20 protein-coding genes are annotated in these 17,110 nt (G+C 48.8%); 11 read left to right on the top strand and 9 right to left on the bottom strand.

Going from position 1 to position 17,110, the window contains the following annotated elements; genetic code table 11:
- Nucleotides 1-225: 225 nt before the first annotated feature.
- Both OGX66_RS24640 and OGX66_RS21080 read left to right on the top strand, forming a co-directional pair.
- A complete protein-coding gene (locus tag OGX66_RS24640; RefSeq protein WP_418219448.1) occupies nt 226-369 on the top strand; it encodes a hypothetical protein in 144 nt (47 codons plus the stop codon).
- 19 nt (nt 370-388) lie between these two features.
- Nucleotides 389-613, top strand: a complete 225-nt coding sequence (locus OGX66_RS21080; RefSeq protein ID WP_003030482.1) for a DUF2594 family protein — start codon at nt 389-391, stop codon at nt 611-613.
- 66 nt (nt 614-679) lie between these two features.
- Here the strand turns inward: OGX66_RS21080 and sdiA are convergent, their stop codons facing one another.
- The 8 genes from sdiA to OGX66_RS21040 form a co-directional block, all read right to left on the bottom strand.
- The gene (gene sdiA / locus OGX66_RS21075) at nt 680-1,402 is read right to left on the bottom strand and encodes a quorum-sensing transcriptional regulator SdiA (protein WP_003030480.1); all 723 of its coding nucleotides are present in this window, start codon (nt 1,400-1,402) and stop codon (nt 680-682) included.
- Between the two features lie 230 nt (nt 1,403-1,632).
- A complete protein-coding gene (gene tcyN / locus OGX66_RS21070) occupies nt 1,633-2,385 on the bottom strand; it encodes an L-cystine ABC transporter ATP-binding protein TcyN (protein ID WP_003030477.1) in 753 nt (250 codons plus the stop codon).
- Complete coding sequence (tcyL, locus tag OGX66_RS21065; protein ID WP_003030474.1) at nt 2,382-3,050, bottom strand: cystine ABC transporter permease; 669 nt, start codon at nt 3,048-3,050, stop codon at nt 2,382-2,384. The genes tcyN and tcyL overlap by 4 nt, the downstream gene beginning before the upstream one ends.
- Before the next feature lie 21 nt (nt 3,051-3,071).
- Nucleotides 3,072-4,058, bottom strand: a complete 987-nt coding sequence (gene dcyD / locus OGX66_RS21060) for a D-cysteine desulfhydrase (protein ID WP_044711116.1) — start codon at nt 4,056-4,058, stop codon at nt 3,072-3,074.
- Nucleotides 4,059-4,166: 108 nt separating this feature from the next.
- Nucleotides 4,167-4,967, bottom strand: coding sequence for a cystine ABC transporter substrate-binding protein (gene tcyJ, locus OGX66_RS21055; protein ID WP_003030469.1), 801 nt, complete (start codon nt 4,965-4,967; stop codon nt 4,167-4,169).
- A gap of 100 nt (nt 4,968-5,067) precedes the next feature.
- Nucleotides 5,068-5,619, bottom strand: a complete 552-nt coding sequence (gene fliZ, locus OGX66_RS21050) for a flagella biosynthesis regulatory protein FliZ (RefSeq protein WP_016150547.1) — start codon at nt 5,617-5,619, stop codon at nt 5,068-5,070.
- 57 nt (nt 5,620-5,676) lie between these two features.
- Entirely contained in the window at nt 5,677-6,396 is a 720-nt protein-coding gene (locus tag OGX66_RS21045) for an RNA polymerase sigma factor FliA (protein WP_003030465.1), read from the bottom strand.
- A gap of 162 nt (nt 6,397-6,558) precedes the next feature.
- Entirely contained in the window at nt 6,559-8,052 is a 1,494-nt protein-coding gene (locus OGX66_RS21040) for a FliC/FljB family flagellin (RefSeq protein ID WP_044711118.1), read from the bottom strand.
- 255 nt (nt 8,053-8,307) lie between these two features.
- Here OGX66_RS21040 and fliD point away from each other — a divergent pair, with 255 nt between their 5' ends.
- From fliD to amyA, 4 genes are all read left to right on the top strand, one after another.
- Nucleotides 8,308-9,711, top strand: coding sequence for a flagellar filament capping protein FliD (fliD, locus tag OGX66_RS21035; RefSeq protein WP_044711120.1), 1,404 nt, complete (start codon nt 8,308-8,310; stop codon nt 9,709-9,711).
- A 15-nt stretch (nt 9,712-9,726) separates the two neighbouring features.
- Nucleotides 9,727-10,134: a flagellar export chaperone FliS gene (gene fliS / locus OGX66_RS21030; RefSeq protein ID WP_003834041.1), complete on the top strand. Its 408-nt coding sequence runs from the start codon at nt 9,727-9,729 to the stop codon at nt 10,132-10,134.
- Complete coding sequence (gene fliT, locus OGX66_RS21025) at nt 10,134-10,505, top strand: flagella biosynthesis regulatory protein FliT (RefSeq protein ID WP_003030458.1); 372 nt, start codon at nt 10,134-10,136, stop codon at nt 10,503-10,505. Before fliS ends, fliT begins: the two co-directional genes overlap by 1 nt.
- Nucleotides 10,506-10,573: 68 nt before the next feature.
- Nucleotides 10,574-12,061, top strand: coding sequence for an alpha-amylase (gene amyA / locus OGX66_RS21020; protein WP_003834042.1), 1,488 nt, complete (start codon nt 10,574-10,576; stop codon nt 12,059-12,061).
- Nucleotides 12,062-12,101: 40 nt separating this feature from the next.
- Here amyA and yedD read toward each other — a convergent pair whose 3' ends face one another.
- Nucleotides 12,102-12,515 carry a lipoprotein YedD gene (gene yedD, locus OGX66_RS21015; RefSeq protein ID WP_003030454.1) on the bottom strand — a complete coding sequence of 138 codons (414 nt, stop codon included), beginning with the start codon at nt 12,513-12,515 and terminating at the stop codon, nt 12,102-12,104.
- A 185-nt stretch (nt 12,516-12,700) separates the two neighbouring features.
- On the opposite strand from yedD, the gene yedE reads away from it, so the two are divergent.
- The 5 genes from yedE to OGX66_RS20990 all read left to right on the top strand — a co-directional run bounded on the left by yedE (nt 12,701) and on the right by OGX66_RS20990 (nt 17,038).
- The gene (gene yedE, locus OGX66_RS21010) at nt 12,701-13,906 is read left to right on the top strand and encodes a selenium metabolism membrane protein YedE/FdhT (RefSeq protein ID WP_003839093.1); all 1,206 of its coding nucleotides are present in this window, start codon (nt 12,701-12,703) and stop codon (nt 13,904-13,906) included.
- Nucleotides 13,903-14,136 (top strand): sulfurtransferase-like selenium metabolism protein YedF, encoded by a 234-nt coding sequence (gene yedF, locus OGX66_RS21005; protein ID WP_000790504.1) that lies wholly within the window; start codon nt 13,903-13,905, stop codon nt 14,134-14,136. Before yedE ends, yedF begins: the two co-directional genes overlap by 4 nt.
- Before the next feature lie 175 nt (nt 14,137-14,311).
- Nucleotides 14,312-14,674, top strand: a complete 363-nt coding sequence (locus tag OGX66_RS21000; RefSeq protein WP_032949546.1) for a GtrA family protein — start codon at nt 14,312-14,314, stop codon at nt 14,672-14,674.
- Entirely contained in the window at nt 14,671-15,606 is a 936-nt protein-coding gene (locus OGX66_RS20995; RefSeq protein ID WP_088902125.1) for a glycosyltransferase family 2 protein, read from the top strand. Before OGX66_RS21000 ends, OGX66_RS20995 begins: the two co-directional genes overlap by 4 nt.
- A complete protein-coding gene (locus OGX66_RS20990; protein ID WP_087878944.1) occupies nt 15,596-17,038 on the top strand; it encodes a glucosyltransferase domain-containing protein in 1,443 nt (480 codons plus the stop codon). The genes OGX66_RS20995 and OGX66_RS20990 overlap by 11 nt, the downstream gene beginning before the upstream one ends.
- The last annotated feature ends 72 nt before the right edge of the window (nt 17,039-17,110 follow it).

Raw genomic sequence — 17,110 nt, 5'->3', positions numbered from 1 at the left:
CTTTGAAATGTAAAAAACGCCCGACTTTCGATTTTGCTCTCGTTTTTGGAAATTAGATTGTACGACGAGTGGAAACTTTCAGTACTGGTAACCTTTTGCCACGGTTATATCTGTGTAGCTGTTTCATAATGGTGACAAAAAGATCATATTCCTTCGCTGAATGCAAACCAGGCAGTCAAAGTTGTAACAATAATTAACGAGGAAAATACTCGAAATAAACAACATGTGGAGAAAATATATGCACTGCAACATGTTGTTTATTTTAATGTCCACAACATTGGTCCGCGCAAAAAACAACCACAGATATTTTTAGCCTCGCTTATGGTATACTCCGCCGCCTTAAGATTTGACATCGCACTTTTTCATTGAAACATAACGAGGAAAATAAATGAGTACGCCTGACTTTTCCACTGCTGAGAATAACCAGGAACTGGCCAATGAAGTCACCTGCCTGAAAGCCATGTTAACGCTGATGCTGCAGGCAATGGGTCAAGCCGATGCAGGCCGCGTGATTCTTAAAATGGAAAAACAGCTCGCGCTGATTGAAGATCAATCACAGGCTGCGGTATTTTCCAACACGGTTAAGCAAATTAAACAAGCTTACCGCCAGTAATAAGAAACCGGCTGATAGCAATGCTCTCAGCCGGTTTTGCGTCTGACACTCAGAACGATAATTTACTCAGATAAGCCCGGTTGCCGCGGCATAACAGGCTATCTGCGTTTTGTTTGGCGCATTGAATTTCTTTTGCATATTCTTCTGGTGGAAGTTCACGGTATTTTCAGAAATCGACAGAATGATGGCTATCTCTGAAGAGGTCTTCCCTTCTGCCGTCCATTTCAATATTTCCTTTTCCCGCTTGCTAAAACGCATCTCTGGCGCCATAACCATGTCATCTTCCAGCCGCGTCAGTACAGACAGACTTTCCCGTACCAGAAGCTGCATCCTGAGCTCCACTTCATCGCTCGCAAGACGACTGTTACGGATACTTGCACGCGATACAGATAAAAAGCCCAACGCCCGGTTAGGCAACATTAAGCATTGCGTCATCCCTTTGCGTAAACCGTGATTGCGCGCGGCGTCCCACAAAGGTTGCGCATCGCGAAAAAGTGTATCGTTCCAGGGTAAATGCCCCTGGCTGAAGTTTTCAGGTTTCAGCACCGGATCAATAGCAAAATAATTTTCGGACTGATAATGCGCCACCCATGCTTTGGGATAGGTCGTATGAAGTGACGTTTTAGGTCGGGTAAAAGGTACCGGATGACGAACACAGAGCGCGTAGAAATCAAACTCTAAGTGCTGCGTCTGTTGTTGTAATTCCGTATAGACATCCTCTGCCGTCGCCATTTCCTGAAAGCGTAACAGCATGCTCCGTCGCCAGGTGAAGAAATCAAGATCCTGCATACTAAGTGGTAATGCCCCTGAGATTGATAATCATCCAAACATATGAAACAAGCTAACACATAAATGTATTTTATATATGCAAATTATCGGACAAATGAACAATTACTTGAGTATTACTCAACAGCGGAAGGAAGTAACAGAATCAAATGTTAATAATAAAGCAATAGTTATAAATAGTTATGCGAAGAGCACTCGCCAGAAACAATCCCGGCGAGTGCCATATTCACTATTTATTGCATCAAAAACTTTTCAAGAAACTGACGGGTACGTGGCTGCTGCGGATGCGTGAATAAGGACTTTGCTGGTCCCTGCTCGACTATCCGTCCTTGATCCATAAATATCGCTCTATCGGCGACATCGCGAGCAAAGCTCATTTCATGCGTCACAATTACCATGGTGCGTTTTTCCTGCGCCAGTTGGCGGATGGTATTAAGTACCTCGCCAACCAGTTCAGGATCAAGCGCGGAGGTCGGTTCATCAAAAAGAATAACCTCAGGTCGCATCGCCAGCGCTCGGGCAATCGCTACGCGCTGCTGCTGTCCACCCGATAAACGCCGCGGATAGCTGGTTTCTTTACCTGCCAGCCCGACTTTCGCCAGCAATTCACGCGCACGAGCTGTCGCTTCAGCTTTTGGTTCACCTTTGACTATCACCGGCCCTTCAATAATGTTTTCCAGCACTGTCCGATGGGGAAACAAATTAAAGTTCTGGAACACAAAACCGACGTGCTGGCGTAACTGACGAATCAGCCCTTTCTGCTGGGTCAACGAACGCGCGGTATCAATGGTAATCTCACCCACTTTAATGGTGCCCGCCTCCGGTTGCTCCAGCAAATTAATGCTACGCAGCAGCGTGGTTTTGCCCGATCCGCTCGGCCCGATAATCGCTACTACTTCACCAGGTTTGACGTCAAGATCGATCCCATGCAGCACCGTTTGCCCATGAAATTTTTTGACCAGGTTTCTGACTTCGATAGCACTCATTTCGGCTCTCTCTCCTGGCGGTTCAGTTGTTCTTCAAAATAGTTTTGCAGCGCAGAAAGCACCGTCGCCATCACCCAGTAAATCAACGAGGCCGCCAGATACATCGTAAAGACTTCCAACGTACGCGAGGTAATCAGCTGCGCCTGACGGAACAGTTCCGGTACCTGAATAGTGGCGGCCAAAGAGGTATCTTTCACCAGACTGATAAAGCTGTTGCTCAGCGGCGGCAACGCAACGCGCGCAGCCTGCGGCAGGATTGCCCGACGCATGGTCTGCCAGCGCGTCATACCAATACTGGCACCCGCCTCCCACTGTCCTTTGTCGATGGAAGAGATTGCCGCACGCAGGGTTTCCGCAGCGTAGGCGGCTGTATTAAGCGACAAGCCAATCATCGCCGCCGGGATGGGATCAAGCTCAATTCCAAACTGCGGCAGACCGTAATAAATCATAAACAGCTGGGCAATCAACGGCGTTCCGCGAAAGATAGAGATATAAAAACGCGCCAGCCAGCGCACAGGCAGCAGCGGCGACAGACGCATCAACGCCAGGATAAACCCCAGCACGAGGCCAAAAAACATCCCGCCGATACTCAGTTGCAGCGTAAAAACCGCGCCTTTGAGCAGATACGGCAGGGAATCAATTACCAGTTGGATACTTTCATGCATTAGCGTTTTTCGACCTGGTTGTTACACGTGAGGATGGTAGGCAAACAGTGCAGGCGCCCCACCGGTATGAATAAAGAGGATTGGCCCTTCATCTTTGAAGCGCTTCTGGCTGATGCCGTCAATCAAACCCGCCATCGCCTTACCGGTATACACCGGATCCAACAAAATGCCTTCGAGGCGCGCCAGCAGTTTTACCGCCTCCATGCCCTCTTCGTTTGGCGTACCGTAGCCCGGCGCATAATAATCATCCCATAACAGGATATCCGCTGAGGCCGTCAGTTCCAGTTCACGGGCAATATCCTGCTGCAACGTGACAACTTTGGTTTTTTGATCGGCGACGCTGCGCGAAACGGTCACGCCGATAAGCTCGACGTCTGGCATCAGTTGTTCCAGGCCCACGGCCAGTCCGGCATGCGTTCCCGCACTGCCCGATGCGACCACCACGGAAGAGAGCGAAACGGCCCCTTCACACTGCTGGGTAATTTCCAGCGCGCTTTCCACATAACCCATCGCCCCCAGAGCATTAGAGCCCCCAACCGGGATCACATACGGGCGGAACCCTTGCGCTTCAATGCGCGTCGCCAGCTCCTGCAACTGCGCATTCGGATCGGTCAGCGCGTCACACATTTCGATCTGCGTATTAAACAGATCCAACAGCAGACGGTTGCCATTGGTGAGATAGTTTTCCGCCGTGGTGCCAATCGGATTTTCCAACAGCGCCACGCAGTGCAGGCCAAGCTTAGCCGCTACCGCCGCCGTCTGGCGAACATGGTTAGACTGGATGGCACCCGCGGTTATCAGCGTATCTGCGCCTTCACGCAGCGCGTCTGCGGCCAGAAACTCCAGCTTACGCAGCTTATTGCCGCCCATGGCCATCGGCGTGACGTCATCGCGTTTGATGAAAATATCGCGCCCGAGGTGGTCGGATAAACGTGGAAGATATTCGAGCGGCGTTGGCGCGCCAATAAATTCCAGACGTGGAAAGCGCGTTAAGTTATGCAGCGGCATACAGCCTCCGGTATTCGTTGTTGTGATGTTCTTTTTATTATGCACGCTCAGGCGCAATGAAATAAAAAAAGGCGCTGTTAAAGGCGCCTTTTTTTCAGCGGATGACGATTATTTCGTCACATCCGCTCCAAACCATTTTTCAGACAGGGCTTTCAGCGTACCGTCTTTTTGCATTTCAGCAATGGCCGCATCAACCGCTTTCAGCAGATCTTCATTGCCTTTACGCAGCGCCACGCCGGACTCCTGGCGGGAGAACGCTTCACCGGTCACAGCCAGCGTATCCTTGGTTTTCTTGACCAGATCCAGCGCAGCCAGACGGTCAACCAGAATGGCGTCGATACGGCCTACACGCAGATCCTGGTATTTGGTCGGGTCATCATCATAGGTACGAATATCCACGCCCTGCACGTTCTGGCGCAGCCACTCTTCATAGTTGGTGCCCAGACCAACGCCGACTTTTTTACCTTTCAGATCGGCAGCGGTCTTAATAACGCCTTCATTGCCTTTTTTCACCAGCGCCTGAATACCAGAAACCGTATACGGGGTAGAGAAATCGTATTTTTTCTTACGTTCGTCAGAGATGGTCACCTGGTTGATGACCACATCAATGCGCTTGGAATCAAGAGAGGCCAGCATACCGTCCCACTTGGTCGGCTTCAGGTTAGCTTTCACCCCAAGGTGCTTGGCCAGTTCCTCAGCGAATTCCACTTCGAAACCGGTCAGCTTGCCGTCATCGCCCTGAAAACTAAACGGGGGATAGGTCCCTTCCAGGCCCACCAGCAGCGTGCCGCGCTCTTTAACTTTATTTAACAGACCTTCATCTGCATAAGTCTTTACGCTCATTCCGGCGACAAGTGCAACAGCCATTACACCCATCAGAGCCTGACGTCCCAGAAGTGCTAATTTCATAGTTACCCCGAATATTGTCATTAGTGACTATCATTTATGACTACAGTGTAAAACGTTTGCTGTGATCCACAAACACGACTCTGTTACACCTTATTCGTTTTTAATATATATCAGAACTGGCTGTCCAGGAGGATTTCTGCATATGCCCTATATGCGTATGGGCTTTAAACTGCTCATACTTACGTAAGGCGATGCGGTAATTGTTGGTGCTGGTTTCCGGCAGCCACGGGGCAAGGTTTTCGTCGAGGAACCCTTCCTGTAGCAGATCGTGAGAGATATTTTGTTCGGTCAGGTGATTCCCGAGGCGACGCAGACGGACAACGTATTCACGTACCGTACCGTGACTCATTTCTGTCTGCTCAAATAAAAACTGTTTAAAACCGATAATATCGAAAAAGTCGCTCTGCTCTTTGCAATGCAAATCACCGCAAAAACGACACAGTGCCACCCACTCTTTTTTCTCCTGCTCCCACTCGGCTTCATCCAACAAAGTGTCCAGGCGGGCGATGGCGATTTTATTCACAATTTGCCCGCGACGAACCAGCGTGATCCTGTCGAGCAACTTAAAGCAATGGGCGCAATGCGTCTGGCTGTGTTTGAAATCTTTGAGGTAGCGGCTTAGAGGCCGTCTTTTTGATTGCTGCACCGTCATGAGAACTCCTGGTAGTCAATTCGTAATGCGGCATTGTTCAGGGGTAATAATGTACCCCTATAGCTTACCCAGCTTGGTGCGTAGACGTTTGATGGCCTGACTGTGCAACTGGCTGACCCGTGATTCCCCGACTTCCAGTACTGCGCCAATCTCTTTCAGATTCAGCTCTTCCTGGTAGTACAGCGTTAACACCAGCTTTTCGCGCTCCGGCAACGCCTCGATCGCGTCCATCACGCGCTGGCGGAGGTTACCCTCAAGAAGCTGTTGTAACGGGTTTTCCTGCTGATGTTCTTCCGTCACCAGCTCAATACTATCGCCATGCTCTTCCCGCCACTCGTCATAAGAGAAGAGTTGGCTGTTATTGGTATCGAGCAACATCTGACGATACTCTTGCACAGGAATAGCCAGACGCGCCGCCACTTCGGTTTCCGTCGCGTTGCGCCCTAATTCCTGCTCCAGTTGTCCCATCGCCTGTGCCACTTCGCGAGCATTGCGCCGAACGCTACGCGGCACCCAATCCCGGCTACGTAGTTCGTCCAGCATTGCCCCACGAATACGCTGCACTGCGTAAGTGGTAAATGCCGTTCCTTGCAAAGCGTCATATCGGTCAACGGCATTCAATAACCCGATGCCGCCCGCTTGTAGCAGGTCATCCAGTTCTACGCTCGCCGGCAAACGCACCTGAAGGCGCAATGCTTCGTGACGCACCAACGGTACATAACGCTGCCACAGCGAGTGTTTATCCATTACACCTTCAGCGGTATACAGTGAATTCACGATAAACAGCCCTGCGTTAAATGAGTTATCGGCATGATTATCCGTTTCTGCAGGGGTTTTAATTGGGTGAATAGTGGGTGAAATGGGGGGTTATTTGGGGGTTACGGGTAAAGCTAAATGTAAAAAACCCCGCCGGAGCGGGGTTTGCGCAGTAAGCGTAAATTAACGCAGCAGAGACAGAACGTTCTGCGTGGTCTGGTTAGCCTGTGCCAGTACAGAAGTACCTGCCTGTTGCAGAATGTTTGCACGAGACATGTTGGACACTTCGGTCGCGTAGTCAGCATCTTCGATACGGCTACGGGCTTCAGACAGGTTGTTTACGGTGTTACCCAGGTTGGTAATGGTAGAGTTGAAACGGTTCTGTACCGCACCCAGGTCGGAACGCAGGTCAGCAACTTTCGCCAGTGCCGCGTCGATTTTAGCCAGCGGGCTATCAGTTTTGGTGGTAGCCACTTCGTTCAGAGCTGCACCTGATTTGAAGTCGTGACCTTTAACGCTGGAGGCCAGGTACTGTTTACCAGCAACAGTTGCCACTTCAGTTTTGCCGTTCACACCACCAAACTGCACCGCTGCCTTCTGAGAAACACCAGCAGCATCCGTATAATCAACTGTTTTAGCGGTGATAGTACCGGTTTTAGCATCGTAATCAGCAGCGTAGTATTTGCCGTTGTTTTCCAGTGCATAACCGCCATCAATTGCTTTGCCGTTTTTGTCTTCAAAAGACATTTTAACCAGCGTGGTGTTACCCGCGGTAGCACCTGCAACGCCAGCACCAACTAAAGCTGTTGCTGCTGCAGTAGTGTCTGGTTTAGTGGCAGCGACGTCCACAACCTGGTTCTTAGTCACTGTTTTAGTATCAGCCAGGGTTACTGTATTTTCTTTAGCGCCAATAGTAACGGCAGTACCAGCAACAGTAGCTTTATACATCCCGTTACCAGCAGATGAACCGGTTACGTTAACGTAATAACTGCCATCTTTTTCATTAAACTGGACAGTTGCTGTACCCGTTGCACCGGTACCACCAGTAGCCGTGTCAATATCGGCACCAGTAATCGCAGCAAAGGTATCTGTACCATCTTTATAGGTTGCAGCAGTACCAACAGCAGTTGCTTTAGTGGTGTAAGCATCCTGCACGCTCAGGCTATCCAGACCCAGCGTTTTGGAGTTGATTTCTTTCAGATTGATATCGATGGTTTCGCCATCGTTGGCACCGACCTGGATGGTCAGGGTGTTGTCTTTCGCCAGCACTTTCACGCCGTTGAACTGGGTCTGACCGGATACGCGGTCGATTTCGTTCAGACGCTGAGTGATTTCAGCCTGGATGGAGTCGAGGTCAGACTGGGAGTTAGTACCAGTAGAAGACTGAACCGCCAGCTCACGAACACGCTGCAGGTTGTTGTTGATTTCAGACAGAGAACCTTCAGTGGTCTGCGCGATGGAGATACCATCGTTGGCGTTACGGGACGCCTGAGTCAGACCTTTGATGTTAGAGGTGAAGCGGTTAGCAATCGCCTGACCAGCAGCATCATCTTTCGCGCTGTTGATACGCAGACCAGAGGACAGACGCTCGATAGCGGAGCTCAGAGAAGACTGAGATTTGTTCAGGTTATTCTGGGTCAACAGCGACAGGCTGTTTGTATTGATGACTTGTGCCATGATCTTTTCCTTATCAATTACAACTTGATGTTATTGGGCTGTTGCCCACGGTTTCTCACCGTAACCCTTGTATCGGCACCTTAATTTCGAACTTTAGAAAATTTTTACTTTCCGTCGTTTTTTTTCTTAGCCGCTGAAATACCCTCTATATGCACCACTATTCCGCGCATTATTTTTGCAAAACTATTATTAAACTTTGCGCGCAGATTGCCGATAAAGCGGTTAACTACTGTTTGCAATCACAAGGAATTAGGCATGCCTTCATTTACATCACTGGGCGTTGGTTCGAACTTACCGCTGGATACATTGCTGACAAACTTAACCACTGCTGAGAAAAAGCGTTTAACGCCGATTACCCAGCAGCAGAGCGCTAACACCTCGCGTCTGACCGCGTATGGCACGCTGAAAAGTGCATTAGAAAAATTTCAGACGGCGAACACCGCACTAAACAGTGCCGATCTGTTTAAAAGCACCACAGCCACCAGCAGCACAGAAGATTTAAAAGTCAGTACCACCGCAGGCGCTGCTCCAGGGAAATACACCGTCAGCGTCACTCAACTGGCGCAAGCACAGTCATTATCGACTACGGCAAAAATTACCTCGACTAAAGAACAGTTAGGCGATACCAGCGTCGATGAACGTACGATTACGATTTCGCAGCCAGGCCGTAAAGAACCACTGGAAATCAAATTAGGCAAAGGTGAAACCTCTCTGGAGGATATTCGTGATGCCATTAACGACGCGGACAGCGGTATTTCCGCCAGCCTGGTGAAGGTTAAAGAAGGCGACTACCAATTGGTGTTAACCGCAGAAAGCGGCACTGAAAGCGAAATGACCATCTCAGTATCAAATGATTCGAAACTGAGCGATTTACTGTCCTATGACAGCAAAGCGGGCAGTGGGAAAATGAAGCAACTGGTCGGGGCGCAAAATGCGCAATTGACCGTCAACGGCATTGATATTGAACGTCAAAGCAATACCGTAACTGACGCACCGCAGGGCATCACGCTCCAACTAACCAAAGAAGTAAAAGATGCGTCGATCACTGTAACAAAAAGTGATGAAAAGGCCACAACGGCAATTAAGGCCTGGGTAGAAGCCTATAACTCGCTGGTGGATACCTTTGGCACGCTGACTAAATATAAAGAAGTAGAACCGGGTGAAGCGGCCAGCGCAGACAACGGCGCGTTACTGGGTGATAGCGTTCTCCGTACCATTCAAAACGGCATTCGCGCGCCATTTGCTAACAGCGGCAGCGAATCCCCGTTTAAAACCATGTCTGAGATCGGCATTACGCAGGACGGTGGTACCGGCAAGCTAAAAATCGATGAAGAAAAGCTGGCTAAAGCTCTGAAAGATAATACCGCTGCCACTCGCGAACTGTTGGTTGGCGACGGCAAAGAGACCGGTATTACCACTAAGATTGCCACCGAAGTAAAAAGCTATCTGGCCGATGACGGCATTATCGATAATGCGCAAGACAATATTAACGCCAACCTGAAACTGCTGACTAAGCAGTATCTGACCGTAAGCAACAGTATTGATGAAGTCGTGGCACGTTATAAAGCCCAGTTTACCCAACTGGATTCCATGATGAGTAAGCTGAACAGCACCAGTACGTATTTGGGTCAACAATTTGCTGCGATGAGTAATTCCTGATAACACGAGGTAAGCATGTACACCGCGAGCGGTACCAAAGCCTATGCACAGATCAGTGTGGAAAGCGCCGTAATGAGCGCCAACCCACATCAGTTGATCGAAATGTTGTTTGATGGCGCGAACAGCGCCCTGGTGCGCGCTCGCCTGTTTATGCAGCAGGGTGATATCGTCGCCAAAGGTGAAGCGTTAAGTAAAGCCATCAATATTATTGATAATGGCCTGAAAGCCGGCCTGGACCACGAAAAAGGGGGAGAACTCGCCACCAATCTCTCTTCATTGTATGACTATATGGTTCGCCGTTTACTGCACGCTAATCTGAATAATGATTGTCAAGCCATTGAAGAAGTCGAAGGGTTACTCGGCAACATTGCGGATGCCTGGAAACAGATCTCACCGAACGCGTCGTCCCAGGAGTCTCGTTAATGACCTCAGCCGTGGAGTTTATCAACCGTTGGCAGCGCATCGCGCTACTCAGTCACTCGTTGCTGGAACTGGCGCAGCGCGGTGAATGGGACCTTTTACTGGAACAGGAAGTTACCTATCTGCAAAGTATTGAAGTGGTCATGGAAGAGCAAACTCCACCGGGCATTACGCGAAGTATTCAGGACTTAGTCGCCGGGTACATTAAACAGACGCTGGATAACGAGCAACTGCTCAAAACATTATTGCAGCAACGCCTCGATGAACTCAGCAATCTTATCGGTCAGTCGACGCGCCAAAAGACGTTGAATAACGCCTATGGCCGTCTTTCCGGCATGCTGTTAGTCCCCGACGCCCCCACTGCCCCACAATAATTTCCCGTCTCGTCTGAATTATCTTCCATACTCCAGAGGTCGGCCAAACGACTTCTGGAGCACGGAAGATGAAAAATCCCACGTTATTGCAGTACTTCCACTGGTATTACCCTGATGGCGGTCAACTCTGGCCCGAACTTGCCGAACGCGCAGGCGGACTCAATGATATCGGCATCAATATGGTATGGCTGCCTCCCGCCTATAAAGGCGCGTCCGGCGGCTATTCCGTTGGCTACGACTCCTACGATCTGTTTGATCTGGGCGAATTCGACCAAAAGGGAACCGTCGCCACCAAATACGGCGATAAAAACCAGCTGCTGGCGGCGATTGACGCGCTGAAACACAATGATATTGCCGTACTGCTGGACGTGGTGGTTAACCACAAAATGGGCGCGGATGAGAAAGAAAAGATCCGCGTCCAACGGGTTAACGCCGAGGATCGCACGCAAATAGACGATGAGATTATCGAATGCGAAGGCTGGACGCGCTACACCTTCCCTGCCCGCGCAGGCCAGTACTCGCAATTCATTTGGGATTTCAAATGCTTCAGCGGCATTGACCATATAGAGAATCCCACCGAAGACGGCATTTTCAAAATCGTTAACGATTACACCGGCGAAGGCTGGAACGATCAGGTTGATGATGAGTTGGGTAATTTTGATTATCTGATGGGAGAAAATATCGATTTTCGTAATCACGCCGTCACCGAGGAAATCAAATACTGGGCGCGCTGGGTGATGGATCAAACCCATTGCGACGGCTTTCGCCTGGATGCCGTCAAGCACATTCCGGCCTGGTTTTATAAAGAGTGGATTGAGCACGTGCAGGAAGTCGCGCCAAAACCGCTGTTTATCGTCGCGGAATACTGGTCCCACGAAGTCGATAAGCTACAAACCTACATCAACCAGGTAGAGGGGAAAACCATGCTGTTCGACGCCCCCCTACAGATGAAGTTTCACGAAGCGTCCCGTCAGGGCCGCGATTATGACATGAGCCAGATTTTCACCGACACCCTGGTAGAAGCCGATCCGTTTCATGCCGTCACGCTGGTGGCCAATCACGACACCCAACCTTTACAGGCACTCGAAGCCCCTGTCGAGCCGTGGTTTAAGCCGCTGGCCTATGCGCTGATCTTGCTGCGTGAAAATGGCGTACCGTCGGTGTTTTACCCTGACCTCTACGGAGCGCATTACGAAGACACCGGCGGCGATGGCGAAACCTATCCTATCGACATGCCGATCATTGAACAGCTTGATGAACTGATCCTCGCGCGCCAGCGCTTCGCACACGGGGTACAGACACTCTTTTTCGATCATCCTAACTGTATCGCTTTTAGCCGCAGCGGAACGGACGACGATCCCGGCTGTGTGGTTGTTCTGTCTAACGGCGATGACGGGGAAAAGACCATCAATCTCGGCGCGAATTACGGCAATAAAACCTGGCGTGACTATCTGGGAAATCGCGAGGAAAGCGTAGTCACCGATGAAAACGGCGAAGCAACGTTTTATTGTAACGGCGGGAGCGTCAGCGTGTGGGTCATTGAAGAAGTGATATAAAACTCAACCCCGGTGGCCATGGGCTACCGGGGCATACGGTTTATGGCAGCGGTGTGGCCAGCGGCGTTTTCTTTAACGCATCAGCACATTCCTGCGTCGGGCGATCGACCCGTTGCAGCGTCATACCGTCATATTCCAGCGTATTGCCTTCGCGTTCGATCTCATACAGCTCGCGTTTCACCGTCACGTTGGTGAGATCGCCAGAGAGCATCGTCAGTTTCCCCGGCAGCGCGATCACCCGCTGCCACTGGCGACAATCCAGCGTATCGCCCTCTTTCGTTATCACCAGGCTGGCAATCGCTTCCGGGCTTACCAGACTGCGTTGCGGACCTTTTGACTGCCAGTATCCTTCCAGACCGGCTGGCGCTGGCGTTTTCACCACGTCGTTATAATTTTCTACTTCGGCGCATCCGGTAAGCGCCAGAAATACACCAACGATTGCTAATTTTTTCATCATTCATCCTGCATGCGAAGAAAATGGGATTGTGGCATTAAAGGCCTGATGTCGCCAGCCTTTCGGCAGCGTTGAGAAAGATTGATCCAGACGGTATTACCTCTTATTACTCATAGTCAAAAATTATGAACGGTGTAGTATCCACACTTCTTGTTACATACCTTCTGAGTTCAGAGGCGCAACGCATGTCATGGCAACACTTCAAACAGGCCTGGTTAATTAAATTTTGGGCCCCCGCCCCTGCGGTCATCGCAGCGGGTATTCTCTCCACTTATTATTTCGGCATTACGGGAACCTTCTGGGCCGTTACCGGTGAATTCACCCGTTGGGGTGGGCAAATCCTGCAACTGTTTGGCGTGCACGCCGAAGAGTGGGGATACTACAAGCTGATTCATCTCGAAGGCTCGCCCCTGACCCGCATTGACGGCATGATGATCCTCGGTATGTTCGGTGGCTGTTTTGCTGCCGCACTGTGGGCTAACAACGTCAAGTTACGCATGCCGCGCAGTCGGGTGCGCATTATGCAGGCGATAGTCGGCGGGATGATCGCCGGATTCGGCGCCCGGCTCGCGATGGGCTGCAACCTGGCCGCATTCTTCACCGGCATTCCACAGTTCTCGCTACATGCCTGGTTTTTCGCGCTGGCAACGGCAATCGGCTCATGGTTTGGCGCACGCTTTACCCTGCTGCCGATGTTTCGTATTCCGGTCAAAATGCAGAAAGTCTCCGCCGCTTCGCCGTTGACGCAAAAGCCGGATCAGGCCCGTCGCCGTTTCCGCCTTGGCATGCTGGTGTTTATCGGCATGATCGGCTGGGCGCTGCTCACCGCGATGGATAAACCCAAGCTCGGTCTGGCGATGCTATTTGGCGTTGGGTTCGGTCTGCTGATCGAACGGGCGCAAATCTGCTTCACCTCCGCCTTCCGCGACCTGTGGATTTCCGGTCGCACCCATATGGCAAAAGCGATCATCTTCGGGATGGCAGTCAGCGCCATCGGTATCTTTAGCTACGTGCAACTGGGCGTCGAGCCTAAAATCATGTGGGCGGGTCCAAATGCGGTGATCGGCGGCTTGCTGTTCGGCTTTGGCATCGTTTTAGCGGGCGGATGTGAAACCGGCTGGATGTACCGCGCCGTTGAAGGCCAGGTGCATTACTGGTGGGTTGGTCTGGGCAACGTTATTGGCTCGACCATTCTGGCCTACTACTGGGATGATTTTGCTCCCGCGCTTGCCACCAACTGGGACAAAGTGAATCTGCTCAACACCTTCGGTCCGCTCGGTGGTCTGCTGGTAACCTATCTGCTGTTGTTTGCCGCGCTGATGCTCATTATCGGCTGGGAAAAACGCTTCTTCCGTCGCGCAGGACTGACGCCTGCCAAGGAGTCTGTATGAAAAATATCGTGCCTGATTATCGCCTCGATATGGTCGGCGAACCGTGTCCATACCCGGCTGTCGCCACGCTGGAAGCGATGCCGCAATTGAAGAAAGGTGAAATTCTGGAAGTGGTGAGCGATTGCCCGCAGTCAATCAACAATATTCCACTGGATGCGCGTAATCACGGCTATACGGTGCTGGATATTCAGCAGGATGGCCCAACGATCCGCTATTTGATTCAGAAGTAATGCGATTCTCCCGTTGCCTGGCGCGGCGGGAGAATGTTCAGTGACTAAACATGCCTCGACATCAGGTGCATGACTTTGCGCTCCCGCCTTTGTTTCCTCTACTTAACATCACAGGTCGATCGTTCCATTCTCAGATGGTAAACTGTCGGACTCTAAGAATTCGCTGATTTTTATAATGTTTAAACTATTCGCAAAGTACACATCAATAGGGGTCATCAACACGATGATTCACTGGATTGTCTTTGCTATATGCATATACGGACTGCACACCGGACAAGCTCTCGGTAATTTTTCTGGTTTCCTCGTGGCGGTATCGTTCAGCTTCTTTGCAAACGCAAGATTCACTTTCAAGTCATCGACTACAACCATGCGCTACATGCTCTATGTTGGCTTCATGGGCACACTCAGCGCTGCTGTAGGATTGTGTGCTGATAAGTCAGGTATGGCACCTATCATCACTTTAATCTTATTCTCAGCCATCAGTTTGGTATGCGGTTTCATTTATTCTAAGTTCATTGTCTTTAGGGATGCGAAATGAAAATATCTTTGGTCGTTCCGGTCTTTAACGAAGAGGACGCGATACTAATTTTCTATAAAAATGTTCGCGAATTTGAAGAACTCAAAAAGCATGATGTAGAAATCGTATTCATCAATGACGGAAGCAAAGACGCAACAGAATCAATGATCAACGCGCTTGCGATATCTGATAAGCTCGTGGTTCCTGTTTCATTTACCCGTAATTTTGGAAAAGAGCCAGCCATATGCGCGGGGCTTGACTATGCCACTGGTGAAGCCGTCATTCCGATTGATGTTGACCTACAAGATCCCATTGACGTTATTCCGGCCATGATAGAGAAATGGCAGTCAGGTGCAGATATTGTACTGGCAAAGCGTTCTGACCGCTCTACAGATGGGAAACTAAAGCGTAAAACCGCTGAATGGTTTTATAAATTACACAATAAAATCAGTGACCCCAAAATAGAAGAGAACGTTGGCGACTTTAGACTCCTGTCCCGCCATGTAGTAGAGAACATAAAACTCATGCCAGAACGTAACCTATTTATGAAAGGCATTCTGAGCTGGGTTGGTGGTCGTACTGATGTCGTCGAATACACACGAGCCGGGCGTATTGCGGGCAACTCAAAATTTAACGGTTGGAAATTGTGGAATCTCGCACTAGAGGGCATTACCAGTTTTTCGACGTTTCCACTCCGGATTTGGACTTACATTGGTTTTTTTGTCGCTGCTTTATCCTTCTTGTACGGAGCGTGGATGATTGCCGATAAAATATTTTGGGGAAACCCGGTGGCGGGATATCCATCTATTATTGTTTCTATTCTCTTCCTTGGTGGTGTTCAGCTAATTGGAATAGGTGTGTTAGGAGAGTACATAGGCAGAATATACATCGAAAGCAAGCAACGTCCACGCTATATAGTTAAAAAACAAGATGGAAATAAAAATGTTCTCTAAACTCGACAAGAAATTACTCTTAATTTACTCAGGACTGGCTCTATTATTCATCTATCCTTTAATACAAGCTGGAATATACTATAGGGACGACTTAGATAGATCCATAAGTGGGTATTATGGTTGGCGTGGCTTAGGCCGTCCTTTTGCAGATATTTTAGCAAGATTTTTTTCTGCAAGTGGTCATTACAATCTTGACTTATTTCCGTACACGATGCTCGCGTCCTGTGTATTTTTAGGTGCATCTTCACTTGCGCTCAGTAAACATTTGATCAGATCAGATGTTGCAAATGCAAAAATGGTTGCCGCACTTTTAATATTCAATCCATTCATTCTGCAAAATATCTCTTATCGATACGATAGTTTGGGAATGTCTATCGCTTTTTTCCTTGCAGTAATTGCGTATACATATTCAAATAAAAATTTGGCACTAGAGATTGCGACAAAACTAATATCAGGAGTATTAGCTTTAACATTGTATCAGCCATGTGCAAACGTTTTTATTGGTTTACTTGCTATTGACGTAATAATTATAGCGATAAAACAACACGTAAAAGTCAAAGAATTCGTAATCTTTTTATTCAAGAAAACAATTCTTTTTTTATCGTTTTACATTATCTATATACTTTTCCTTTCTCCAAAAAACAACTCTCGTGCAGAGCTAATACCTTTGGATAAAGGAGGATTGGATTACCTCATAGGAACATTAGCTTCTTTAAAAGCGTTAGTCCTTTCTTATCTTTATCATCCGGTTTACATCTATTTCGCAATCCCGATATTAATATGCTGTGTTTTTATGTTCATTTCCTATCGCGCACGCATAGGAAATATCGTGTCTTTTATTCTATATGGGGCCATTTCCTTTTTAATATTTATTGTGTCTCTTATGGGGCCAACCATATTGCTTCAGGATGCACCTGTACTTCCACGTACTTTAGTTTCCTTTTCAGTTATAATGGTTATAATTGCTATACCAATCATGCATTTTGCCCCTCGCCTCAAATATGCAGCACTGATTCCTGTTATTGCCTCACTTGCCTTTAGCGCTCAACTGGGCAACACAATGAAAGCACAACAAGAATATGAAGATTTTGTTTTCAACATGATTGCGCAGGATATTGCAAATCATAAGAACATCGTTTCGATTGGGACTGTAGGCCAGTTAAATGCAAATGAAAGAGCAAAACTGATAATAGAAAACAAACCGCTTGTAGGTCATTTCGTTTTTCCAGCCACTGAGTTTTTAGCATCCTTCCAATTAATTAACAAAGGATTATTACAAACACAGCATGGTTATAGTGATGTGCAAGAAAACAAAAATAAACTGGCTAATATGATAAGCAAAGGAATCAAACCGGTATCCTCTAACCAGTATTACTCATTATTTATTTCAGATAACACCGCCATAGTCTTTTTGGGGAAATACAATAATTAGCTATTACGAGCCCTCATACTGAAATTTGAGGGCTTTTTATTCGGCAAGATGGGATTCATGACGACGGCTCAG

It is taken from the genome of Citrobacter sp. Cf072, from assembly GCF_030334485.1.
Taxonomy (GTDB): domain Bacteria; phylum Pseudomonadota; class Gammaproteobacteria; order Enterobacterales; family Enterobacteriaceae; genus Citrobacter; species Citrobacter freundii.
Note: the sequence above shows the minus strand (reverse complement) of the source record. Positions and strands in the feature narration are given on the sequence as shown.

What these genes read in the sequence shown, in the direction of transcription:
- OGX66_RS20995 (WP_088902125.1), top strand. Translation starts at nt 14,671, where the DNA reads ATGAAAATATCTTTGGTCGTTCCGGTCTTTAACGAAGAGGACGCGATA.
- yedD (WP_003030454.1), bottom strand. Translation starts at nt 12,515, where the DNA reads ATGAAAAAATTAGCAATCGTTGGTGTATTTCTGGCGCTTACCGGATGC.
- tcyN (WP_003030477.1), bottom strand. Translation starts at nt 2,385, where the DNA reads ATGAGTGCTATCGAAGTCAGAAACCTGGTCAAAAAATTTCATGGGCAA.
- fliZ (WP_016150547.1), bottom strand. Translation starts at nt 5,619, where the DNA reads ATGACGGTGCAGCAATCAAAAAGACGGCCTCTAAGCCGCTACCTCAAA.
- OGX66_RS21040 (WP_044711118.1), bottom strand. Translation starts at nt 8,052, where the DNA reads ATGGCACAAGTCATCAATACAAACAGCCTGTCGCTGTTGACCCAGAAT.
- dcyD (WP_044711116.1), bottom strand. Translation starts at nt 4,058, where the DNA reads ATGCCGCTGCATAACTTAACGCGCTTTCCACGTCTGGAATTTATTGGC.
- tcyL (WP_003030474.1), bottom strand. Translation starts at nt 3,050, where the DNA reads ATGCATGAAAGTATCCAACTGGTAATTGATTCCCTGCCGTATCTGCTC.
- OGX66_RS20990 (WP_087878944.1), top strand. Translation starts at nt 15,596, where the DNA reads ATGTTCTCTAAACTCGACAAGAAATTACTCTTAATTTACTCAGGACTG.
- amyA (WP_003834042.1), top strand. Translation starts at nt 10,574, where the DNA reads ATGAAAAATCCCACGTTATTGCAGTACTTCCACTGGTATTACCCTGAT.
- fliT (WP_003030458.1), top strand. Translation starts at nt 10,134, where the DNA reads ATGACCTCAGCCGTGGAGTTTATCAACCGTTGGCAGCGCATCGCGCTA.
- yedF (WP_000790504.1), top strand. Translation starts at nt 13,903, where the DNA reads ATGAAAAATATCGTGCCTGATTATCGCCTCGATATGGTCGGCGAACCG.
- fliD (WP_044711120.1), top strand. Translation starts at nt 8,308, where the DNA reads ATGCCTTCATTTACATCACTGGGCGTTGGTTCGAACTTACCGCTGGAT.
- tcyJ (WP_003030469.1), bottom strand. Translation starts at nt 4,967, where the DNA reads ATGAAATTAGCACTTCTGGGACGTCAGGCTCTGATGGGTGTAATGGCT.
- sdiA (WP_003030480.1), bottom strand. Translation starts at nt 1,402, where the DNA reads ATGCAGGATCTTGATTTCTTCACCTGGCGACGGAGCATGCTGTTACGC.
- OGX66_RS21000 (WP_032949546.1), top strand. Translation starts at nt 14,312, where the DNA reads ATGTTTAAACTATTCGCAAAGTACACATCAATAGGGGTCATCAACACG.
- fliS (WP_003834041.1), top strand. Translation starts at nt 9,727, where the DNA reads ATGTACACCGCGAGCGGTACCAAAGCCTATGCACAGATCAGTGTGGAA.
- yedE (WP_003839093.1), top strand. Translation starts at nt 12,701, where the DNA reads ATGTCATGGCAACACTTCAAACAGGCCTGGTTAATTAAATTTTGGGCC.
- OGX66_RS21080 (WP_003030482.1), top strand. Translation starts at nt 389, where the DNA reads ATGAGTACGCCTGACTTTTCCACTGCTGAGAATAACCAGGAACTGGCC.